The organism is Myxococcus xanthus (assembly GCF_006402735.1).
GTDB lineage: Bacteria > Myxococcota > Myxococcia > Myxococcales > Myxococcaceae > Myxococcus > Myxococcus xanthus_A.
Genome location: NZ_CP017174.1, coordinates 1,408,108 through 1,428,963, shown reverse-complemented (window position 1 = coordinate 1,428,963; position 20,856 = coordinate 1,408,108). Strand labels below are relative to the sequence as shown.

Genomic DNA, 20,856 nt, shown 5'->3' with positions numbered 1-20,856 from the left:
GGAATATGGCCACGGCCGAGGGATTGCACTATCCCTGGCTCCTCCTATGCGCACCATTCGACTCGGCTTCGCCGCGCTCGCACTCGTCACGGCCCTCACGGGCTGCCACCGTTCCACTTCCACGGCGACACCGCGCGTCCTCGAATCCGCCGCGGAGCAGGCGCAGAAGGGCACCCAACAGGCCCGCACGCTCGCGTTCGCGGGCTTCCACGCCCTGCTCGTCGCGGGTGACGCCACGCTGGCGCAACAGCGCTTCGATGACGCCATTGCCCGCGACGCGGGAGACGTCTACGCGCTGGCCGGTCAGTCGCTGATGGCACGCCGCGCGGGCCGTCCCGACCGCGCCCTGTCGGCGTCGCTGGAGATGGTGGCGCGCGCGCCCACGCACCCGCTGGCGGCCGTCGCGGCGCGCCACGTGTTGGATTCGGTGGGCACGTCGCGGTCGCTGGACGACGACATCCTCCGCGGCGTGGAGCGAGCGCTGGCGGCGGGCGCGACGGGTGAGGCCGCCTATCTGATGCGCGGCGCGCGGATGTCGGTGGCCGTGGTGCGCGGCGACGCGGAGGCCCGCGACGCGGCGATGCGGCAACTGGGCGGGGTGAGCGAAGTCTCGCTGGTGGGGCCCTTCTCGCCCTTCCACGTGCTGGCCTGGGACGAGAGCACGCCCGTGAGCCAGAGTGGCTCGCTGGCGGGCCCCTTCACCGGCGCCTTCGGTCCGCTACCGGTGCGCACGGTGCGCGCCCCTGACGGACGGATGGACCTGACGGGTGAGCCCGGCCAGGGCGACCTCTATGTCCAGGCCTTCGACGCGGACGTGACGGAGCCGGGCCTCTACGTGGCCCGCACCGTGAGCGGCACCTCGCATCAGGTGCTGATGGACGGGGCTCCGCTGATGGAGCGCCGGGCCTGGGAGCGCGCCACCTCCACCGTCACCGCGCGCGCCGTGCAGCTGCCCGCGGGCAAGCACCGCTTCGTCGTGCGTCAGCTCAAGGGCGGCACCTCCGGCCTGCTCACCTTCGCCCTGCTGCGCGTGGACGGGCGTCCGTCCGGCGTGCGCTTCAGCACGGCCACCGGCGCGGCGCCGCAGGCCTGGGGCAGCAAGGCCGAGTTCTCCGACGAGACGCCCGGCGTGTTCCCCACCACGGAGGGATTGAAGACGGCCCTGCACGAGGAGGCCGGTGAGCTGCTGGCCGTCGTGCTGGCGGTGCGGGACGGCCTGCAGCGGGACGCGGACGGCGCGCGGCGGCTGATGGCCTCGGTGGACGCCAACACCCCGGCCCTGCTGTGGCTGCGCGCGGAGGTAGCGTCCGCGGACCGCACCGTGCCGTCCAAGGTGGCGCGCGGCCGGGCCACGCGTGACCTGGAGTCCGTGCTGGCCAAGGACCCGGGCAACGTGGCGGCGCTGCTGCTGCGCGCGGAGCTCTTCCTCGACGAGGGCCAGCCCACCTCCGCCATGGACATGCTGAAGACGGCGTCCGAGGTGGCCCAGCCCGCCGGCCACCCGGTGTTCATGCTGCGCGCCCGCGCCGCGCTGGCGCTGGAAGTGGAAGCCCTGGCGGAGGAGTCACTCGCCGCGGCGCTGGAGGCCCAGCCCGGCCTGTGCGAGGCGCTGACGCTCCAGTACAGCCTGGCCCGCCGCCGTGACGCGGCGGAGCGGAGCGACACGCTGGCGGCGTCCCTGAATGGCTGCCCCGGGACGGTGGTGCGCCAGGCCGAGCACGCGCGCACGCGCGGCGACATGGAGACGGCGACGAAGCTGTACAGCGAGCTCCAGGCCCGCGACCCCAGCAGCATCAGCCTGGCCAACACGCTGGCCAACCTCTACGTGTCCAAGCGCCGCTTCGACGACGCCACCGCGGTGCTCCAGAAGCTGGCGACCGTGTGGCCTCGCAACGCGGAGCTGGTGAAGCGCATGGCGGACGTGCGCGAATACGCGGGCCAGCCGGCCGAGGCGCTCAAGCTGCGCGAGAAGGCGCTGGCGATGGCGGGCGACGACCTGACGCTGCGCCGCACGGAGGAGCGCGCGAGGACGGGCCGCGAGCTGCTGCAGGCGTACGCCGTGGACGGACGTGAGGCCATCCGCGCCTACGAGGCGGAGCCCGTCAGCGGCGGCAGCGCGGCGGCCTTCGTGCTGGATGCGGCGGCGGTGCGCGTGTACCCCGACGGCAGCATCGTCAACCGCATCCACACCGTGCAGAAGGCGCTGGAGCAGTCGGGCGTGCAGGAGATCGCCGAGGTGAATGTGCCGCGCGGCGCGCAGGTGCTGGCGCTGCGCACGTTGAAGGCGGACGGCCGGGTGCTGGAGCCGGAGAACATCGAAGGCAAGGACACGGTGAGCCTGCCCGGCGTGGCCGTGGGTGACTACGTGGAGGTGGAGTACCTGCTCGCGGAGCCTCCGCGCGGCCCCGCGCAGCCGGGCTTCACGGCGTCCGCCTTCTACTTCCAGATTGCGAACCAGCCCAACGCCTGGGTGACGTACACGGTGGTGGCGCCCAAGGGCGTGGGAATGAAGGTGGACGCCCACGGGATGAAGGTGCCGGAGCCCAAGGTGGACGGCGACCTGGAGGTGTTCCACTTCGAGACGCGCCGCGTGCCGCCGTTCATCCCGGAGCCGGACGCGCCCCCCTCCGCCAACGAGTACCTGCCCTTCGTCATCGTGGGCGCGGGCGACACGGGCAACGAGAGCCTGGTGAAGCTCTACGGCGATGCCTTCCTGGAGCGCTGGCTGCGCACGGCGGAAGTGGACGCCTTCGCGCGCAAGGCGGCGGAGGGCAAGTCCGGCCTGGACGCGGTGAAGGCGTTGCACGCGGCGGTGATGCAGCGCTTCTCCGGCCGGGACGCGAGCCTGAGCCAGACGGCGGCGTCCACGGTGGCCCAGGACCGGGGCAGCCGGCTGACGGTGATGAAGGCCGGCCTGGACGCGCTGGGCATCCCCTCGCGGGTGGTGGCGGTGCGGACCTTCAACACCGACCCGTCGGCCTACACCTTCCCCCAGGACGCGCTGCTGCCGTACGCGGCGCTGCGCGTGGAGGTGCCCGGCACCGAGCCGGTGTGGGTGGACACGTCCGTGCGCTACGGCCCCTTCGGCGAGCTGCCGGAGCTGGCCATGGGCGAGCGGGAGGCGTGGCTGCTGCCCGAGCCCGGCCGCCCGCTGCAGAAGGTGCAGACGCCGCCCCTGAAGGAAACCCCCGGCAAGGAAGTGAAGCTGGCGCTGAAGCTCGCCGAGGATGGAACGCTCAGCGGGCAGGGCGAGGAGACGTACTCCGGCTTCGAGGCGGCGCAGATTGCCGAGGCCTTCAACCAGCTGTCGGCGGAGAGCCGCAACCAGGCGCTGCAGGGGGCGGTGGCGCGGTATTTCGGCGGCGCATCGCTGTCGAGCGTGAAGCTGGAGAACCAGGAGCAGGTGGGCGCGCCCTTCGTGCTGCGCTACGAGTTCACCGTGCCTCGCTTCGGGCGGATGGAGGGCGGTCAGCGGATGGCGCTGGGGCCCCTCACCTTCCCCGCGCAGTTGGGCCGGCGGTTCGTGCAGCTGAGCACGCGCCGCACCCCGCTCTACATCGACACCACCGAGGCCAGCCGCACGCAGGTGACGCTGTCCATGCCCAAGGGCTGGAAGCTCGCCGACCCCCAGGCCTCGCTGGAGGCGAACAACGCCTTCGGCCGCTTCACCCGGTCCGAGAAGCAGGACGGCTCGACGCTCAGCGTCACCGAGTCGCTGCGCGTGCCGCGCAACCGCGTCATGCCCGGCCAGTACGAGCTGTTCTCCGGGTTCACCGGAGACGTGGACCTCATCCAGACGCGGGAGCTGGTCCTGGTGAAGCCCTAGCCGGGGGATGAATAAAGCCGGACGGCACCGCGTCTTTTTTCTACACCGGCCCCGCACTGGGGGACTCTCAGGGGGCCGGTGGCAGAATCTGTCTGGTAACCCACGGAGATGACGCGATGACTCCTCGATGGTGGGCTTGTCTGGTGACCTTGCTGGCGGCGCCCATGGTTCACGCGCAGACCGCGCCGGTCCCCGCGTCAGAGCCTGGATATTCCGAATACGCGTACGACGACACGGAGTTCGAGGACGAGGACACGGCGCCCATGGCGCCCTACGCCCCGCCCCAGCTCCCCGCCGAGAACCCCTCCGGCCGGCCCTTCGCCGGCGCCGTCTGGGCCTCCGGCCACTGGTACTGGGACGGCGACGAGTGGCGCTTCAACGCCGGCACCTGGCTGGCGCCCATGGACGGCTACCGGTTCATCAACGGCTACTGGGAGCCGGACGGCCGGATGTGGCGGTGGGTGTCCGGGGGCTGGGCCCGGCATGACTCCCCGGTGGTGGAGATTCCCATCGCCGTGGCGAGCGAGGAGCTGACCACGCAGCAGGCGCCTCCGCCGCTCCGCGTCGAGCGCGCGCCGGCACCGCCAGCCCCCTCCTACGTCTGGACGCCCGGCTACTGGTACTGGGCCGGCGCCAACTACGTGTGGGTGGACGGCATGTGGGCCGCCCCGCCCCGTCCTGGGCTCGTCTACGTGTCGTCCCGGTGGGTGCGCCGCGGGCCGTCCTGGTACTTCTCCGCTGGCGGCTGGGCTTCCCGGGGCTCGGTGCGTGTCACGGTGCCCGTCTACCGCCACGCGCACGTCACCGTGGCGCGCCGGCACCCGCACTACTTCACGCACTCCTGGCGCCGCTACCCGGCGGTGCGCCACCACGCCTACCACCCCGGGAACCACTACCGGCATGGCCCCAGCCCGGTGCGTCAGCACTACCGTGGCAACAACGGCAATCGCTGGGGCAATGGCAACTACCACCGGGCGTCGCCCGGCGGGAACGGGGGCGGGGGACATCACCGCCGCGATGGGGGACATCGCGGCCGCGATGGGGGACATCGCGGCGGCCGGGACTGACGCCTCACGGCGCGCTCAGGGAGGCAGCCCCACCCCGAGCGCGTCCCGGATGGTGGCCGCCGTGCGCTGCTACTTCGCGCCAGCGGCCTCCGCCGCATCCCGGAAGATGGCCACGACGGGCTTGCCGTCCTCGCCCACGTAGCCGCGGTACATACCGGCGGAGTTGAAGGGCATGGCCACATTGCCGTCGCGGTCCATCGCGATGACGCCGCCCTCACCGCCGGCCTTCACCAGCACATCGTTGATGACGACGTCGGCGGCCTCCGGCAACGGCACGTCCTGGTATTCCACGCGGGCGCAGATGTCGCGCGCCACGGTGTAGCGGATGAAGAACTCACCATGACCGGTGGCGGACACGGCGCAGCGCGCGTCCGCGTACGTTCCCGCGCCGATGATGGGCGAGTCCCCCACGCGGCCGTAGCGCTTGTTCGTCATGCCCCCCGTGGACGTGGCCGCGGCGAGCGCGCCCGTCTGGTCCAGGGCCACCGCGCCCACGGTGCCGAACTTGTGGTCCCCGCTCACCGGGTCATACCCCGCCGGCAGAGAGGAGGACGGCTGCTGCGAGCGCTCCTTCTCCAGCGCGCGCTGGAGGCCCTGCCAGCGGTCCTCTGTGTAGAAGTACTTCGGGTCCACCAACTCCACGCCCTGCGACTTCGCGAAGGCTTCGGCGCCCTCTCCCACCATCATCACGTGCGGCGACTGCTCCATGACGAGCCGCGCCAGCGAGATGGGATTCTTCACGTGCCGCAAGCCCGCCACGGCGCCCGCTTTGCGCGTCGTGCCGTCCATGATGGCGGCATCCAGCTCGTTGACGCCGTCGTGCGTGAAGACGGCGCCCTTGCCCGCGTTGAAATACGGAGAGTCCTCCAGGATGCGGACCGCGGCGCTCACGGCGTCCAGCGCGGAGCCGCCGCCGGCCAGCACCGCGTGTCCCGCCTGGAGGGACTGGGTCAGCGCGGCGCGGACCTCCGCCTCGCGCTCTGGGGAAAGATTCTCCCGGGAGATGACGCCCGCGCCGCCGTGGATGACCAGCCCCCACTTCGGCTTGGGCGCGGGCGCGTCATGCGAGGCCGGCTGCTCGCTGTCAGTGCGAGCAACCCCGGTACTTGCGCAGCCCAGGGGAGAAAGCAGCATCACGGCACCCACGACGAGAGCACGGCGGAGGGGAACGGAAGCGGCGGACATTCGAAGACCTCCAGAACACTCCGTCGGTAACACGCCCTCCGAGGAGGCACAACGCGGGGCCTGGAAAGCCAGGGCTGCCCTGCCCGCCTCCCCCGGCATGCGCGTGTCACGCGGGAATGCACAGTGTCGAGACGACAGACCGTTCAGACACAGCGAGGTGTGCGCGATGAAGAAGCTGAGAGGGTTGCGAGTGGCCGTGCTCGCGGCGGATGGCTTCGAACAGGTGGAGCTGACAGCGCCAGTGAAGAAGCTGAAGCGTCAGGGCGCCGAGGTGACGATTGTGTCCCCCCACAAGGGCCGCATCCGCGGGATGAACCTCCTGGTTCCGGGGAAGAAAATCTCCGTGGACGCGTCCCTGCGCGAGGTGAAGGCGGCGGACTTCGACGCGGTCCTCCTGCCTGGAGGTTTCGTGAACCCGGACCTGCTGCGGCAAAGCGCGCTCGCCCTGGACTTCGTGCGGGACGCCGACGCGCTGGACCTGCCCATGGCCGTCATCTGTCATGGACCGTGGGTCCTGATTTCGGCGGGACTCGTGGAGGAACGGGCGCTGGCCGCGTGGCCGGGCATCCGCGACGACGTGCGCAACGCGGGCGGCCGCTGGGTGGATGAACCGGTGATGCGCGATGGCAACTGGGTCTCCAGCCCGGGACCGCGACAGATGTTCGCGTTCATCAAGGGCATGGTGGAGCTCTTCGCGGAGAAGATGCCGGAGGTCTCCGCGCGCGCGCCCATGGTGCCCGTGCGCCAGGCAGCGCCTTCCCTGTGGCCGAAGCTGCTCGCGGGAACGCTGGCCACCGCGGCGCTCGGATTGGGCGCGCGGCGGCTGGCCCTGCGCTGAGACGTCACCGGCCCTTGGCGAAGCTGTTCGCCCAGGGCCTTCGTCCCGCTGCTACATCCAACCGAGCTGGAGCCGCGCCACGTCCGACATGCGGTCCTGCCCCCAGGGCGGATCCCAGACGAGCTCCACGCGCGTCTCCACCACCCCAGGCACCGAGCCCACCTTGGTGCGCACGTCCTCCACCAGCACCGGCCCCATGCCGCAACCGGGCGCGGTGAGCGTCATCTGGATGTCCACCCGCTGCCCGCCTTCCGGCAGCGGCTCCGCCTTGCACGCGTACACCAGGCCCAGCTCGACGATGTTCACCGGAATCTCCGGGTCGTACACCGTGCGCAGTTGCTCCCAGACCTGCTCCTCGTTGAACTCGCTGGGGTCGCCGGCGGCCTTCTCCTTGGGAGCGTACTCCTCGCCCAATACGCCGCCGTCCTTCTCGTCGATGCGGAAGAGCTGACCGTAGGGGTCCTGCACCGTGATGTTGCCGCCGAGCGTCTGCATCACCCGCAGCTCGGAGCCTCCGGGCAGCACCACCCGGTCTCCGCTGGGGATGATTGTCGCGGACACGTCGCGCTCCAGCACCGCCATCATTCCTCGCATGTGGCCCTCCACCCCTACTCCGTGGACACGGCCTCGCCGCGTCCCTCCAATGCCGCGCGCAGCGTGTGCCAGGCCAGGCTGGCGCACTTCACCCGCGCGGGAAACTCACTGACGCCGGACAGCACCGCCAGCTTGCCCAGCGCGTCCACGTCCACCGACTCCGGACCTTCCGTCACCAGCTTGTGGACGCGCTCGAAGAGGTCCTCCGCCTCCGCGCGCGTCCGGTCCTTCACCGCCCCCGTCATCAACGACGCGGACGCCTTGGAGATGGCGCAGCCCTGGCCCTGGAAGGCCACGTCCTTGATGACGCCGCCCTCCACCTTCAGCGTCACCACCAGCTGGTCGCCGCACAGCGGGTTGTGGCCCGCCGCCTCCGCGGTGGCGCCCTCCACCACGCGGTAGTTGCGCGGCCGCTTGGAGTGCTCCAGCACGACCTCTTGATAGAGGTCCTTCAAGTCATCCGACGCACTCACTGGAACACCTCCAGGACCTTGTGCAGGCCACGGACGAGCGCGTCCACGTCCTCGCGCGTGTTGTAGAGCGCCAGCGACGCCCGGGACGTGGCCGGCACCTTGAAGTGCTGCATCACCGGCTGCGCGCAGTGGTGGCCCGTGCGGATGCAGATGCCCTCGCGGTCCAGGATGGTGCCCACGTCGTGCGGGTGGATATCCGCCAGCATGAAGGACAACACGCCGGACTTCTCGCGCGCCGTGCCTACCATGCGCAGCCCCGGCACCGACTCCAGCGCCTGCGTGGCGTAGGCCAGCAGCTCCCGGTCGTGCGCGGCGACGTTCTCCATCCCCAGTGCCTCCAGGTAGCGGATGGCCGCCGCCAACCCCACCGCGCCCTCCAGGTTGGGCGTGCCTGCCTCGAAGCGGTACGGCACCCGGTTGTACGTCACCTTCTCCATCGTCACGGAGAGGATCATGTCCCCGCCGCCCTGGTACGGCGGCATGGCCTCCAGCATCTCCTTGCGGCCGTACAGCACGCCGATGCCGGTGGGGCCGAACATCTTGTGCCCGCTGAAGGCGTAGAAGTCGCAGCCCAGGTCCTGCACGTCCACGGGGAAGTGCGTCACCGCCTGTGCGCCGTCCACCAGCACGGGGATGCCCTTCGCATGGGCCCGCCGCGTAAGTTCCTTCACCGGCGCCACGGTGCCCAGCGCGTTGGACACGTGCGTCACCGCGAGGATGCGCGTGCGCTCCGTCAGCAGCGCGTCCACGGCGTCCAGCACCAGCTCGCCCCGGTCATCCACGGGGATGACCTTGAGCACGGCGCCCGTCTGCTCGCAAAGCATCCGCCAGGGGACGATGTTGGCGTGGTGCTCCATCTGGGTGATGAGCACCTCGTCTCCGGCGCCGATGTGCTTGCGCCCGTACGTCTGCGCCACCAGGTTGATGGCCTCGGTGGTGCCACGCACGAAGACGACTTCCTTCACGTCCCGGGCGTTGATGAAGCGGCGCACCGTCTCACGCGCGCCCTCGTAGGCTTCCGTGGCGCGCTCGGACAACACGTGGACGCCGCGGTGCACGTTGGCGTTGTCGTGCTGGTAGAAGCGCACCAGCGCGTCGATGACGGCCTGCGGCTTCTGCGCCGTGGCGGCGCTGTCCAGGTACACCAGCGGCCGGCCCCGCACCTCCTGGTGGAGGATGGGGAAGTCCTCGCGGACCTGCTTCACGTCGAAGCCGCTCATGCCGTCACCTCGCGCTGCGCCGCGCCCGGCAGCTTCAAGGCCAGGAGCGCTTCGATGTTCGCGCGCACGGGGCCGGCGGGCACCGCCTCCACCACCTCGCGAGCGAAGGCGTAGGTGAGCAGCCGCTCCGCCTCCGCCTGGGGCACGCCGCGCGAGCGCAGGTAGAACAGCGCCTGCGCGTCCAGCCGCCCCACCGCCGCGCCGTGCGCGCACTTCACGTCGTCCGCGAAGATTTCCAACTGAGGCCGCGCGTCCGCCTGCGCCGACTCCGACAGCAGCAGGTTGCGGTTCTGCTGCCGCGAGTCCGTGCGCTGCGCGTCCTGCCGCACGCGGATGAGCCCGTGGAAGGTGCCGCGTGAGTGGCCATCCAGCACGCCCTTGTACAGCTCGCGGCTGGTGCACCGGGGCACCGCGTGGTCCAGCGCCGTGCGGTTGTCCAGGTGCTGCGCGCCCTGCCCCACGTACAGGCCATTCAACGTCGCGTCGCCACCCTCGCCCGCGAAGGCCGCGTGGACCTCGTTGCGCGCCATGGCCCCACCAAAGGCGAAGGCATGCGAGGCGAAGCGGCTGTCCCGCCCCTGCCGTGCATGGAGCGCGCCCACGTGCAGCGCCGCGTCCGCCTCCACCTGGAGCTTGTAGTGGTGGAGGCTGGCGTTGTCGCCCAGCGTCACCTCCGTCACCGCGTTGGTGAACGTCGCCGCCGAGCCCGCGGGGCCCGCGCTGGCATACGTCTCCACCAGCGTCGCTTCGCTGCTCTCCCCCGCCACCACGAGGATGCGCGGGCTGGACAGCACCGGCGCGTCGCCGCGCGTGAGGAACACCAACTGCACGGGCACCTCGCTCAGCGCGCCCGGCGCCAGCCGCAACAGCGCGCCCTCTTCCAGCAGCGCCGCGTTGAGCGCGGTGAAGGCGTGCTCGTTCGCCAGGGCCCGCTGTCCTAGCAAGGACTCCAGCAGCTCGCCGTCCTCGCGCACCGCGTCCCGCAGCGGCTTCAGCGTCAGGCCGCGAGGCAGGCCCGCCACGGACGACAACTCCGGCGCCAGCCGCCCGTCCACGAACACCAACCGGGGCCCCGGCAAGCCCAGCCGCTCCACCACCGCCGACAGGTGGGCGGTGTCCCGGGACACTCCCGTCCGTGGAATGAACGTTCCTTCCGCGATGGACCCCAGCCGGGAGTACTTCCACGCCTCGTCACGCGTCGTGGGCAGGCCCTGCCGCTCGAAGTGGACCAGGGCATCGGCGCGCAGGCGCTTGAGCCACTGTGGCGCGGACGCCTGTTCGGGCGCCGCCTGGAAGCGCGTGGCCACGTCCAGGTAGTGCGCCAGGGCGGCCGTCATCGCCGTGCCTCCGCCGCCGGCGCCTTGGCTCCGTCCAGCCCCAGCCAGCCGTAGCCCTTCTCCTCCAGCTCCAGCGCCAGCTCGCGGCCACCGGAGCGGACGATGCGGCCGCCCGCGATGACGTGCACCTTGTCCGGGACGATGTAGTCGAGCAGCCGCTGGTAGTGCGTAATCAGCACCATTCCGCGCTCGGGCGAGCGCAGCGCGTTCACGCCGCCCGCCACCGTGCGCAGCGCGTCGATGTCCAGGCCGGAGTCCGTCTCGTCGAGGATGGCCAGCCGCGGCTCCAGCACCGCCATCTGGAAAATCTCGTTGCGCTTCTTCTCGCCGCCGGAGAAGCCCTCATTCACCGAGCGGTTCATGAAGGCCGCGTCGAGTTGCACCAGCTTCGACTTCTCCTTGGCCAGCTGGAGGAAGTCCATGGCGTCCAGCTCCTCCAGCCCCTTCGAGCGGCGCTGCGCGTTGAGCGCGGTGCGCAGGAAGTGGATGTTGCCCACGCCCGGAATCTCCACCGGGTACTGGAAGGCGAGGAACACGCCCGCGGCGGCGCGGGCCTCGGGCGACAGCTCCAGCAGCGGCTTGCCGTCGAACAGCACCTCGCCCTGCGTCACCTCGTAGCCATCACGGCCCGCCAGCACACTGGCCAGCGTGCTCTTCCCAGAGCCGTTGGGGCCCATGATGGCGTGGACCTCGCCGGGCGCGACCTCCAGGTCGATGCCCTTGAGGATGTCCTTGCCCGCCACGCGGGCGTGCAGGTTGCGAACAGTCAAAAGCGCCATGCCTACCCCACGCTCCCTTCCAGGCTCACTCCGAGCAGCTTCTGCGCTTCCACCGCGAACTCCATCGGGAGCTCCTTGAACACCTGGCGGCAGAAGCCGTTGACGATCATCGACACCGCGTCCTCCTGCGAGATGCCCCGCTGCCGGCAGTAGAAGAGCTGGTCCTCGCCAATCTTCGACGTGGACGCCTCGTGCTCCACCTGCGCCGACGCGTTCTTCACCTCGATGTACGGCACCGTGTGGGCGCCGCACTTGTCACCGAGCAGCAGCGAATCGCACTGCGTGTAGTTGCGCGCGTTCTCCGCGCTCTTGAGCACCTTCACCAGCCCGCGGTACGTGTTCTGCCCGCGGCCAGCGGAGATTCCCTTGGACACGATGGTGCTGCGGGAGTTCTTCCCGATGTGCACCATCTTCGTGCCCGTGTCCGCCTGCTGCATGTGGTTGGTGAGCGCCACCGAGTAGAACTCGCCCACCGAGTCATCCCCCTTGAGGATGACGCTCGGGTACTTCCACGTAATCGCCGAGCCCGTCTCCACCTGCGTCCACGAAATCTTCGCCGCCCGGTGCGCGATGCCGCGCTTGGTGACGAAGTTGTAGATGCCGCCGCGCCCCTCCGCGTCGCCCGGGTACCAGTTCTGCACCGTGGAGTACTTGATGGTGGCGTTGTCGAGCGCCACCAGTTCCACCACCGCGGCGTGGAGCTGGTTGGTGTCGCGCATGGGGGCCGTGCAGCCCTCCAGGTAGCTCACGTGGGAGCCCTCCTCCGCGACGATGAGCGTGCGCTCGAACTGGCCCGTGTCCGCCGCGTTGATGCGGAAGTACGTGGATAGCTCCATGGGGCAGCGCACGCCCTTGGGGATGTAGACGAACGAGCCGTCGCTGAAGACCGCCGAGTTGAGCGCGGCGAAGTAGTTGTCCGAGTACGGCACGACGGTGCCCAGGTACTTCTTCACCAGCTCCGGGTGCTCGCGCACGGCTTCGGAGAACGAGCAGAAGATGACGCCCGCCTTGGCCAGCTTGTCCTTGAACGTGGTGGCCACCGACACCGAGTCGAATACGGCGTCCACCGCCACGTTCTGCAGCAGCTTCTGCTCATGCAGCGGAATGCCGAGCTTCTCGTAGGTGCGCAGAATCTCCGGGTCCACCTCGTCCAGGCTGGCCTTCACCGGCTTCTGCTTCGGCGCCGAGTAATAGCGGATGGCCTGATAGTCGATGGGCGCGTAGGTGACGGCCTGCCACGTGGGCTCCTTCATCGTCTTCCAGTGGCGGAAGGCCTTGAGGCGCCAGTCGAGGAGGAACTCCGGCTCACCCTTCTTCGCGGAGATCTGGCGGATGACGTCCTCGTCCAGCCCGGGAGGAAACGTGTCCGATTCCACCTGGGTGACGAAGCCCGCCGCATACGGGCGGCGCGTCAGTTCCTGGAGGGTTTCGGTGCTCATGAGCGAACTCCTGTCGCGGAAGCAGAAGGGGGGTGGCCAGCGGCCGGGGAAGACGCCGGGCGAGAGGGTGTCCCCAGGCCCACGAGGCGCTCTGGCACGCGGGGCGCGGGGGCGATGAGGTCCGCCAGCGTCAGCCGCCCCAGTGCCTCCTGGATGGCGTCGTTGATGAGGCGCCAGTGGCCCCGCACCTGACAGACGGACTCCAGCTCACAGGGCGCACCCCCGGAGGTGTGGACGCCACACTCCGTGAGGGCGACCGGCCCCTCGAGCGCGGCGACCAGTTCGGCCAGCGGCAGCTCATGGGCCGGGCGTGCCAGCCCGTAGCCGCCGTTGGCGCCACGGTGCGACACCACGAGCGCCGCCTGGAGCAGGCTCTTGAGCACCTTGCTGGCCGAGGGAAGTGGCACGCGCGTGCGCGCCGCCAGCTCACGGGTGGTGCGCGTGTCACCCTCCGCGCGAGCCAACTCGGTCATCAGCACGATGCCGTAGTCGGTCATCTTGCTCATCCGGAGCATGGGTGCGGGTGTCTCCTCTCTGGGGTCCAGGCGCCGAAAAACCTCGGGCCCGGGGGACCTCATATGTAATCAGGACCGTTTCAGTCCACATTGCAATTTGAATCCCTCCCTGAAGCGCCGCTGGTTGGAGGGCGGGGGGGAGAGGGATAGGGTGACACCACCGTCCCCCGGAGGAACCTTGCCGATGCGCCGTCCCCTGATGCTGCTCGCGACCCTGGCCCTGGCAGTGGTGGCCTGCGAGAAGAAGAACGCGCCCGCCGCGCCCTCGCCGGAGGGGCAGGCGACCGGGGTACCGGCCGCTCCGGTGGACTCGAACACGATTCTGCTGGGAGAGGTCGGCAGCCTCACGGGGAGCGAGGCGACCTTCGGGGTGTCCGCGCGCAACGGCATCGAGCTGGCGCTGAACGAGGCCAACGAGGCGGGCGGCGTGAAGGGCAAGAAGCTCCAGGTGCGCGTCTACGACAGCCAGGGCCGGCCGGAGGAAGGCGCCCAGGCCGTGACGCGGCTCATCACCCAGGACAAGGTGGTGGCGATTCTCGGCGAGGCGGCCTCGTCGGTGTCCATGGCCATGGCGGAGAAGGCGCAGGCGGGCAAGGTGCCCATGGTGACGCCCACGTCCACCGCGCCGGAAGTGACGCAGAAGGGCGACTACATCTTCCGCGTCTGCTTCATCGACCCCTTCCAGGGGCTCGCCATGGCGAAGTTCGCGCGGGAGAATCTGAAGCTGTCCCGCGTGGCGGTGCTGCGCGACAACAAGAGCGCGTTCTCCATGGGCCTGGCGGACGTGTTCACCGCCAGGTTCAAGGAATTCGGTGGCGAGGTGCCGGGCGACGAGAGCTACTCCAAGGGCGACACGGACTTCCGCGCGCAGCTGACGTCCCTCAAGCGGCTGAAGCCGGACGCCGTCTTCGTCCCTGGCTACTACACGGACGTGGGCATCATCGCGCGGCAGGCGCGTGAAATCGGGCTCAAGGTGCCGCTGCTCGGCGGCGACGGCTGGGACTCCGACAAGCTGTACGAGCTGGGCGGCTCCGCGCTGGAGGGCAGCTACTTCGCCAACCACTACTCGCCGGACAACCCGGACCCGTTGCTCCAGAAGTTCCTGGCCCGCTACAAGGCCACCTACGGCAGCGTGCCGGACAGCGTGGCCGCGCTGGCGTACGACGCGGCGCGGGTGACCATCGACGCCATGAAGCGCGCGCCGGACCTGAGCGGCCCTTCGTTGCGCGACGCGATTGCCGCGACGAAGGAGTTCCCGGGCGTGACGGGCAAAATCACCCTGGACGCCAACCGCGACGCGGTGAAGGAGGCCGTGGTGCTCAAGGTCTCCGGCGGCAAGGCGGAGTTCGTCACCACGGTGACGCCGTAGCCTTGGGCACCCAGGCCCCCGTGCCTCAGATGGGGGCCTGGATGACGTAGTAGATGGAGTTGAAGTAGCGGTGCAGCGCGTTGAGCAACTGCACCAGGAAGGGCCACCCCATCGTGCTGAAGCCCAGCAGGGCCGCGGTGACGATGGCGTACTCCACCATGGACTGGCCACGGGCGGACCGCGACGGACGCAGGGACTTCCTCATGGGGCAACGCTCCGGCGTAGCAGCGTGAGCTGGACCTCGACTCCCGGGCCCGGCGAGAGGCCGCGCAGCACCGCGCGGCCGCTCACGGACTCCTTGAGCACTTCGAAGGCGATGCCGTTCGGCGCCACCGGCGCGAGCGTTCCCACCTGCCAGCCGCGCGCACGGAAGAGGTCACCGTAGCGCTGTGCCGCCGCATCCGGCGAGTCCGCCTGGAGCTGGCCCGTCACCACGTGGTGCGAGGCGCCCTCCAGATTGAAGTTCACGGTGCGCGTCTCCGCGAGTCCGCCGGGCACGGGAAGCCAGTCCGGCACCGCCGCCGCCCGCGCCAGCAGGGGTCCCACCTGACCGGAGGAGACGAACACCAGCGTCTCACCCCCTTGCGCCAGTGTGGACACCAGCCGCACCTCTTCCGTGGCGGGGCTCCAGTAGCCCACGTAGCCGCCTTTCTCTCCGTGGCGTTGGTGCAGCACCGGCAGCCCCTTGGCGAGCAGCGCCTGTGTGTAGTGCTCGAGGACCTTCGCGGGCGCGTCTTGTGTGGAGAACCACGCCACCGCCATGGGCGCCCCGGGCCCCAGGTAGTCGGCGGCGAGCGGTTCGGGACGGGTGGCGTTGGGGTACGGCGGGAAGTGGACCAGTGCCCGCTGGAGGATGGCCTCCTCCGCGGGCGTGCGCACCCAGCCGCTGGAGGATGTCTCCACGTCGGTGCCCAGCTCCGGCGGGCTCCATTCCTGATGGCTGTCGCTGCCCCGGTAGACGGCGTGCTCCCAAGAGAAGCCGATGAGACCGCCCACCACCGCCACGGAGAAGAGCAGCGCGGGAATCCGGACGACGGGGCGCGAGGCGGCAACGGGCGTCAGCACGACTCCGACCTCGCGCAACCCAGGTACCAGTTGCCACGCGCCTCGTAGGTGCGCTGGTTGTTGTTGCTCCCCCAGTCCTGCCACTCGTTGCTGAAGTAGCCCTGGCGGCCTCCCTGCTGCTCGATTTCCTCCACGGCGCCGTCACCACTCTGGTCGGGCTTGATGGCGAGGCTGGGATTGCGAGGATCATCCCCAGGCGTCCTGTAGCTCTGGGATTCCAGCTTCAGGCTGTCATGGAGGAGCCCCGAGCTGATGGCCTGGTTCACCAACCGCTCGGACGCGCTCGACATGTCGGTGAAGCCGCTGTTGTCGTCGTTCTGGTAGAGCTGGGTGACGCGCTCGTGCATCCCTCGCCCACCCGCGGTGCCCGGCCGCACGTCCGCGTGCTCCGTGAGCGCCCAGGTGTCGGTGAGGATGGCAATCTGCTCCCAGGGGAGCAGGTAGACGTTGTCGCCTCGGGCATGACCCTCCGGGAGATTTTCGCCGGTTGCGTTTCTGTGGATGCCGTTGGCCCGCTCCTGCTTCTCCTTGGCCAGCTTCACCTCGGAGAATTCCGGCAGGAACGACTCCGGCAAGAGATAGTTCTGGACGCCCAGGCGCGCGGAACAACGGATGAGGCCACCCCGCCCGAAGGTGTCCATGAAGGACTGGTGGAGTGAGACCCCGTACGCGCCCACGGCCTGTGCATCCAGGGTGCAGTACACCTGCCGTGCGCCAGGATTGAGCCAGCACGCATGGGCGACAACGTCCGTGTGGTGGTCTTCTGAATCGGGAGTGGCGCTGCACTCCGGACCCTTTCCTGGGCCGTAGCTGTCGATACCCGACTCGTGGTCACAGTACATGTACCGCGAATAGGCCTGCGCCATCTCGAAGCCGGAGAAGGCCTCCATCGTCGTCCCCCCGTCCTCCGTCGCGACGCTCTCGGGCTCCTTCTCATAGTCCAGGACGGTGTAGTCCCAGGCCGTGGACAGGGAGGTCTCCTGCGAGTCCAACATGTGGCGCAGCAGGTCGAAGAGGAACAGCGAGTAGAGGAACACGGGGACGATGACGAGCATGCACACCGCCATCTCCACGGCCGCGGCACCTCGCCTGGATGCGCGCTTCACAGGGACACCCCCGGGACCCGCGCCAGCCGGGACGCGTCCGTGTTGCCTGCCGCTTCCAGGACCTCCGCGGCCTCGTCGGATGAGATGGGGTGCAGCTTCGCGCGCCAGTAGGGACTGAAGAGGTTGGGCGCCTCACGCCAGCCATTCGCGCCGAAGCGGTGGTAGTAGACGAGCGCCTTGGAGAGCGCCACGCCATCCTGCGCCGCGAGCGTCAGCGTCGCTGTCCCCTGCGCGCCATGGTCCAGCTGAATCTGGGCCGACGCGTTCAACTCCCAGGGCGCCCGGCTCGGGTCGCCGACCCGGAGTCGCCGCGTCAGGTAGCTGTACACACGCGGCTGCCCCCAATCCCTACCAGAGGAGGGGTTGGCTCGGAACTTCATGAAGCAATTGCCCGACCGGGCGCAGCCCGACAACGCGTTGGCGTTGACGCCCTCGAAGTTGTGCGAGCCCGAGTGCGCGCCACCCGGGGTATGGCCACCGCCGTTGGCATCGCTCCAGACTTCCGCCTCGTAGTCGGTCGTTGACGTGAGCTGGTGCTCCCAGGTGTTCCGAATCGCCCCTTCCTCTCGCGCGGCAACCGTCGTCCCCTGATTACCGCCTTGCTTCCCGCCGTCGTTGACCTGGCCCTTGTCCTGAACCGACTTCGACGTTCCCTCGTGGGAGGTCACCTTGTACGGCTTCTTCTGTGCGATGTCCCGAAGGTCCCGGATGACGTCGTCATGCAGGTACGCGGGCTTCGCAACCCCGCGCGCTCCGGTCTTTCGTGCCGCCGGCCAGCCAGAACGGGTGGCGTTGGAGATTTCCGTCATGACCCTGGCGAGCGCTTCGGGTGAAGCGTTCTCCACGCTCCCCCGGCAGTTCATCCCATCCACCGCGCAGTTGAATTCATTCGCGTTGAGCCCCCCCACGGCTTGCGGCAGCGCACCGACGTCCGGCGCGGTGTAGTCCGCCAGGAGCGACAGGCCATGGCTGCGGCCATCCTGGATGGCCTGGAGCGTCTGGGAATGCGCCTCACGCTGAGAGGCATGCAGGTTGTCCACCATGACGTCGAGCCCCCGGATCGCGGCGTTGAAGCTGGACTCCAGGGCACGGACCTTCTGGTCGTACTCACGGCCCGCGTTGGCGAACTCGGCCGCGATCTTCGCCGCTTCAGTGGCGTGCACGCAGTGCTCGTAGCACCCCTTGCAACTGCACATGATTTTCTCGCGCCTTGCGAACTCCTTGAAGTTCGCCTCCGAGGCCCGCATCATCGAACCCGTCACGCTCGCAGCCACCATGTATGCGTGGATGCTGTTCATCGCGACGTAGGAAGCCGCGATGGCCCTGTTGCTGACTGCATAGTAATTGAGCGACCGCGCCTCCAGGACCGCCATGGAGTAGGCCAACGCGTCGCTGTGCTGCTGCAAACCCATCTTCTGGCGCAACGCATGTGCGAGGTTGAAGCTCAGCGTCACCATCAGCGCGAGCACCAGGAAGGACAGCGCTCCCAGGACAATGGACTGCCCCCGCTGCGCGCGTCTCCTGGCCGAGGCGCTCGCGGCGCCTCGGCTTAGTAGGAGAATGGGAAGACGCATTCGTTGCTCCCTGGGAGGGCTGCCCGGTTGAGGAAGAAGTTGGACTGCATCCGCATGGTGTAGGTGGCGCGGATGGGGGTGATGTAGACCTTCTGCGCAGCCGCCTGCTCCAGGAGGGACTCCGTGCGGTCCGGCTTGTCGCCCTGCGTCTGTGGGTCGGTAGGCTTGCGGTACATTCGCAGTTCCTTCCGCAGCTCGCGGCCACGGGTGGATTGGTAGATGACCCAGTCCGCGAAGGGGATGAACATCCGGTAGTTGAACGTCACCTGGACGCGCAGCTTGGTGCGGTGGCTCTCCTTCCAGCCCGTGGGCGCGGTGTTCCGGGGGTCATCGAAGTCCAGCTCCGGCCCACCTCCGCCGACATCGCCCTGCGTGGGGCCGCAGACGGTGACCTGTGCGTGTTTCAGTGACGTGCCGGGAATCTGGTTGCCCGACACGTCACGCCACTTGGCCTGGAACTCCGCCGCGCTTCCCACCGGGGGGATGTAGGCCCCCCGCTGCCCGGGCACGCTCAGCATCGGCAACAGCACCGCGAGCGCGGCCTTCTCCATCTCGTCGACCTTGGCGCTGTTCAGCGACCCAGCCCGCACAGCCTTGTAGGCGGCGTACTTGGTCAGCAGCCGCGCCTGGTGCATCAGCCCCAGCTGGAGGATGCCCAGGATGAGGAAGACGAACAGGGGAAGGACAATGGCAGCTTCGACGGCCGCCTGGCCCGACTGATTCCTCTCACGAATGCTGCCCATGGCACCAAAGACTACCTAGCGCCCCCCGCAAAAAGGAAAACCCAGGCCCCTCCCGGACCGCAAATAATGACATCCACTGTCGGACGCCAGACAGACGCCACCCAGAGGGACTGGAAATGGCCCCAAACCCAACACCAGACAAACCCTGTCAGGCAGGCGGCCAGACAGGGGCTCGCCTAGCGCCGCCGGACAATCTCCTGGATGAGTTCGACGTAGCGGCGGTTCTTCGGGTTCAGCTTGAACGCCCTGCGGAACGCGTCTTCGGCCTGCCCCCACTGGCCTTCGCCCTGGGCCACTTCACCCAGGAAGGCCCAGCCCTCCTCCAGCGTGGGCTCCTGGCGCAGCACCTCCTGCAACTCCTGCTGCGCCAGCCGTCCGTGCGCCTCCGGCTTCATCAGATAGCGCGCGTAGGCCCGGTAGGCCTGGTACAGCGGCTTCGGGTCGATGTCGCAGGCGTACTCGAAGTACTCGAAGGCCCCCGCGTGGTTCCGCGCGGCCAGCCGGCGCTTCGCCTCGTCGAACTGCGTGGTCGCGTCCAGCAAGTCCGTGCGGATGCGGAACTGTTCGGCCGTGGTGGGCCGCGTACCCCGGTCCTTCTCCCGATGCGCCGCGCGCCGCTTGCGCCACAGCAGGTTCTGCTCCGCGTCCGACAGCGCGCCAAACGCCTTCGCATGGGCCGCCAGCAGCACCTCCGCCTTCTCGCGGAGCTCCGGCGTATGGAAGCGCAGGGGCGCGTAGCGGTCCGCCAGGGCCAGGAAGGCCTTACGCAGCGGCACCGGCTGCACGTCCTCGGGCACGTCCAACAGCGCGAAGGGGTCCTTGCTCCGGTGCGACATGAAGGCGCTCACCAATGCATTGCGCGCCGCCTCGTCCTCGTCGGAGAACGGCGTCCCCTGCGGAGCTGGCGCCGCCACCGGAGGCGCCACCGGTTCGGGCGCGGCGGGCGCCTTCCCCTTCCCCGCGCTCAGCCGGGCCGCCTTCGCGTCCACGTCCTCCACGAAGCCCGCGACCTCCAGCAGGCACAGCGCGTACAACCGCCGGAGCACCACCTCCGTGTCGAAGCCGGTGCGCTCCATCAGCTCACCGAAGGTGGGGCGCAACCGGAGCGCCTGGAACAGCCGCGCGTCCTTCGATGACAGCTTCAGCCCCGCCTCCGTGCCCGGCATCTGCCCGAAGCGGCGCTCGTCCGTGAAGGTGAAGTGCGTGGCCACCGCGTCGAAAGGCATCACATTGGCCACGCCCGTGAGGATGAGCTGGCCCGTGTTCGTCCGCACGCTGGCGTCCGGAGGCTCCACGTCGGCGATGAGCCGGTACTTCGCGTCCACCCAGCGGAAGCAGTCCAGCAGCTTGTGCGCCAGGTTCGCCTGCAATTGCTTGTACAAATCGAAGGGACTGATGAGGCCCTTCTGCACCAGCAGGCCGCTGAGCGGCACCTCCGCGGAGATGCTCTCCGCCAGCGCCTTCTGGTAGTCCGTCTCCGACAGCTTGCCCTTCTCCACCAGGTACTTGCCCAGCGTCTCGTGGAGGAGGTTGGACTGGCATGCCACCGGCGCGCCGTCCTCGAAGACGATGCGCTTCTCCCGCTGCCGCACCTTCAATTCCAACGTGCAGGTGCGCTCCTCCGCCATCAGCGCGTGAAGCAGCAGGGGGAACGGCGTATCGGCCAGTACTCCCTCCCGCTGGCGGAGGACCTGCGACGGCGTGGGGAACATGGGCGAGAGCCTAG

Annotated in this window: 18 protein-coding genes; 4 read left to right on the top strand and 14 right to left on the bottom strand. The window is 69.4% G+C overall.

Going from position 1 to position 20,856, the window contains the following annotated elements; genetic code table 11:
* Positions 1 to 46 precede the first annotated feature (46 nt).
* Positions 47 to 3,826, top strand: coding sequence for a tetratricopeptide repeat protein (locus BHS09_RS06095; RefSeq protein WP_140797427.1), 3,780 nt, complete (start codon positions 47 to 49; stop codon positions 3,824 to 3,826).
* Between the two features lie 164 nt (positions 3,827 to 3,990).
* Positions 3,991 to 4,893, top strand: coding sequence for a hypothetical protein (locus BHS09_RS06090; protein ID WP_418763987.1), 903 nt, complete (start codon positions 3,991 to 3,993; stop codon positions 4,891 to 4,893).
* 69 nt (positions 4,894 to 4,962) lie between these two features.
* Here BHS09_RS06090 and BHS09_RS06085 read toward each other — a convergent pair whose 3' ends face one another.
* Positions 4,963 to 6,078 (bottom strand): isoaspartyl peptidase/L-asparaginase family protein, encoded by a 1,116-nt coding sequence (locus BHS09_RS06085; RefSeq protein ID WP_140797426.1) that lies wholly within the window; start codon positions 6,076 to 6,078, stop codon positions 4,963 to 4,965.
* 166 nt (positions 6,079 to 6,244) lie between these two features.
* Here BHS09_RS06085 and BHS09_RS06080 point away from each other — a divergent pair, with 166 nt between their 5' ends.
* The gene (locus BHS09_RS06080) at positions 6,245 to 6,916 is read left to right on the top strand and encodes a type 1 glutamine amidotransferase domain-containing protein (RefSeq protein WP_140797425.1); all 672 of its coding nucleotides are present in this window, start codon (positions 6,245 to 6,247) and stop codon (positions 6,914 to 6,916) included.
* 51 nt (positions 6,917 to 6,967) lie between these two features.
* Here the strand turns inward: BHS09_RS06080 and sufT are convergent, their stop codons facing one another.
* The 7 genes from sufT to BHS09_RS06045 are packed head-to-tail and all read right to left on the bottom strand — an operon-like array spanning position 6,968 to position 13,273.
* Positions 6,968 to 7,510, bottom strand: coding sequence for a putative Fe-S cluster assembly protein SufT (gene sufT / locus BHS09_RS06075; protein ID WP_140788083.1), 543 nt, complete (start codon positions 7,508 to 7,510; stop codon positions 6,968 to 6,970).
* 14 nt (positions 7,511 to 7,524) lie between these two features.
* Positions 7,525 to 7,983 carry a Fe-S cluster assembly sulfur transfer protein SufU gene (gene sufU, locus BHS09_RS06070; protein WP_011551277.1) on the bottom strand — a complete coding sequence of 153 codons (459 nt, stop codon included), beginning with the start codon at positions 7,981 to 7,983 and terminating at the stop codon, positions 7,525 to 7,527.
* Positions 7,980 to 9,203: a cysteine desulfurase gene (locus BHS09_RS06065; RefSeq protein ID WP_140797424.1), complete on the bottom strand. Its 1,224-nt coding sequence runs from the start codon at positions 9,201 to 9,203 to the stop codon at positions 7,980 to 7,982. Before BHS09_RS06065 ends, sufU begins: the two co-directional genes overlap by 4 nt.
* A complete protein-coding gene (gene sufD / locus BHS09_RS06060) occupies positions 9,200 to 10,540 on the bottom strand; it encodes a Fe-S cluster assembly protein SufD (protein WP_140797423.1) in 1,341 nt (446 codons plus the stop codon). Before sufD ends, BHS09_RS06065 begins: the two co-directional genes overlap by 4 nt.
* Entirely contained in the window at positions 10,537 to 11,319 is a 783-nt protein-coding gene (gene sufC, locus BHS09_RS06055) for a Fe-S cluster assembly ATPase SufC (RefSeq protein ID WP_140788077.1), read from the bottom strand. The genes sufD and sufC overlap by 4 nt, the downstream gene beginning before the upstream one ends.
* A gap of 2 nt (positions 11,320 to 11,321) precedes the next feature.
* Complete coding sequence (sufB, locus tag BHS09_RS06050; protein WP_020478258.1) at positions 11,322 to 12,758, bottom strand: Fe-S cluster assembly protein SufB; 1,437 nt, start codon at positions 12,756 to 12,758, stop codon at positions 11,322 to 11,324.
* Positions 12,755 to 13,273: an SUF system Fe-S cluster assembly regulator gene (locus BHS09_RS06045; protein ID WP_140797422.1), complete on the bottom strand. Its 519-nt coding sequence runs from the start codon at positions 13,271 to 13,273 to the stop codon at positions 12,755 to 12,757. Before BHS09_RS06045 ends, sufB begins: the two co-directional genes overlap by 4 nt.
* A 184-nt stretch (positions 13,274 to 13,457) precedes the next feature.
* On the opposite strand from BHS09_RS06045, the gene BHS09_RS06040 reads away from it, so the two are divergent.
* The gene (locus BHS09_RS06040; RefSeq protein WP_140788073.1) at positions 13,458 to 14,642 is read left to right on the top strand and encodes an ABC transporter substrate-binding protein; all 1,185 of its coding nucleotides are present in this window, start codon (positions 13,458 to 13,460) and stop codon (positions 14,640 to 14,642) included.
* A gap of 25 nt (positions 14,643 to 14,667) precedes the next feature.
* Here the strand turns inward: BHS09_RS06040 and BHS09_RS06035 are convergent, their stop codons facing one another.
* The 6 genes from BHS09_RS06035 to BHS09_RS06010 all read right to left on the bottom strand — a co-directional run bounded on the left by BHS09_RS06035 (position 14,668) and on the right by BHS09_RS06010 (position 20,842).
* A complete protein-coding gene (locus BHS09_RS06035) occupies positions 14,668 to 14,847 on the bottom strand; it encodes a hypothetical protein (protein WP_011551270.1) in 180 nt (59 codons plus the stop codon).
* Positions 14,844 to 15,707, bottom strand: a complete 864-nt coding sequence (locus BHS09_RS06030; protein WP_237080207.1) for a hypothetical protein — start codon at positions 15,705 to 15,707, stop codon at positions 14,844 to 14,846. The genes BHS09_RS06035 and BHS09_RS06030 overlap by 4 nt, the downstream gene beginning before the upstream one ends.
* On the bottom strand, positions 15,701 to 16,762 hold the full coding sequence (locus BHS09_RS06025; protein WP_237078072.1) for a hypothetical protein: 1,062 nt from the start codon (positions 16,760 to 16,762) through the stop codon (positions 15,701 to 15,703). Before BHS09_RS06025 ends, BHS09_RS06030 begins: the two co-directional genes overlap by 7 nt.
* Positions 16,763 to 16,809: 47 nt before the next feature.
* Positions 16,810 to 18,387 carry a hypothetical protein gene (locus BHS09_RS06020; protein WP_140797421.1) on the bottom strand — a complete coding sequence of 526 codons (1,578 nt, stop codon included), beginning with the start codon at positions 18,385 to 18,387 and terminating at the stop codon, positions 16,810 to 16,812.
* Positions 18,363 to 19,130, bottom strand: a complete 768-nt coding sequence (locus BHS09_RS06015) for a TadE/TadG family type IV pilus assembly protein (RefSeq protein WP_140797420.1) — start codon at positions 19,128 to 19,130, stop codon at positions 18,363 to 18,365. Before BHS09_RS06015 ends, BHS09_RS06020 begins: the two co-directional genes overlap by 25 nt.
* Before the next feature lie 176 nt (positions 19,131 to 19,306).
* Positions 19,307 to 20,842 carry a DUF4388 domain-containing protein gene (locus BHS09_RS06010; protein WP_140797419.1) on the bottom strand — a complete coding sequence of 512 codons (1,536 nt, stop codon included), beginning with the start codon at positions 20,840 to 20,842 and terminating at the stop codon, positions 19,307 to 19,309.
* Positions 20,843 to 20,856: the final 14 nt, after the last annotated feature.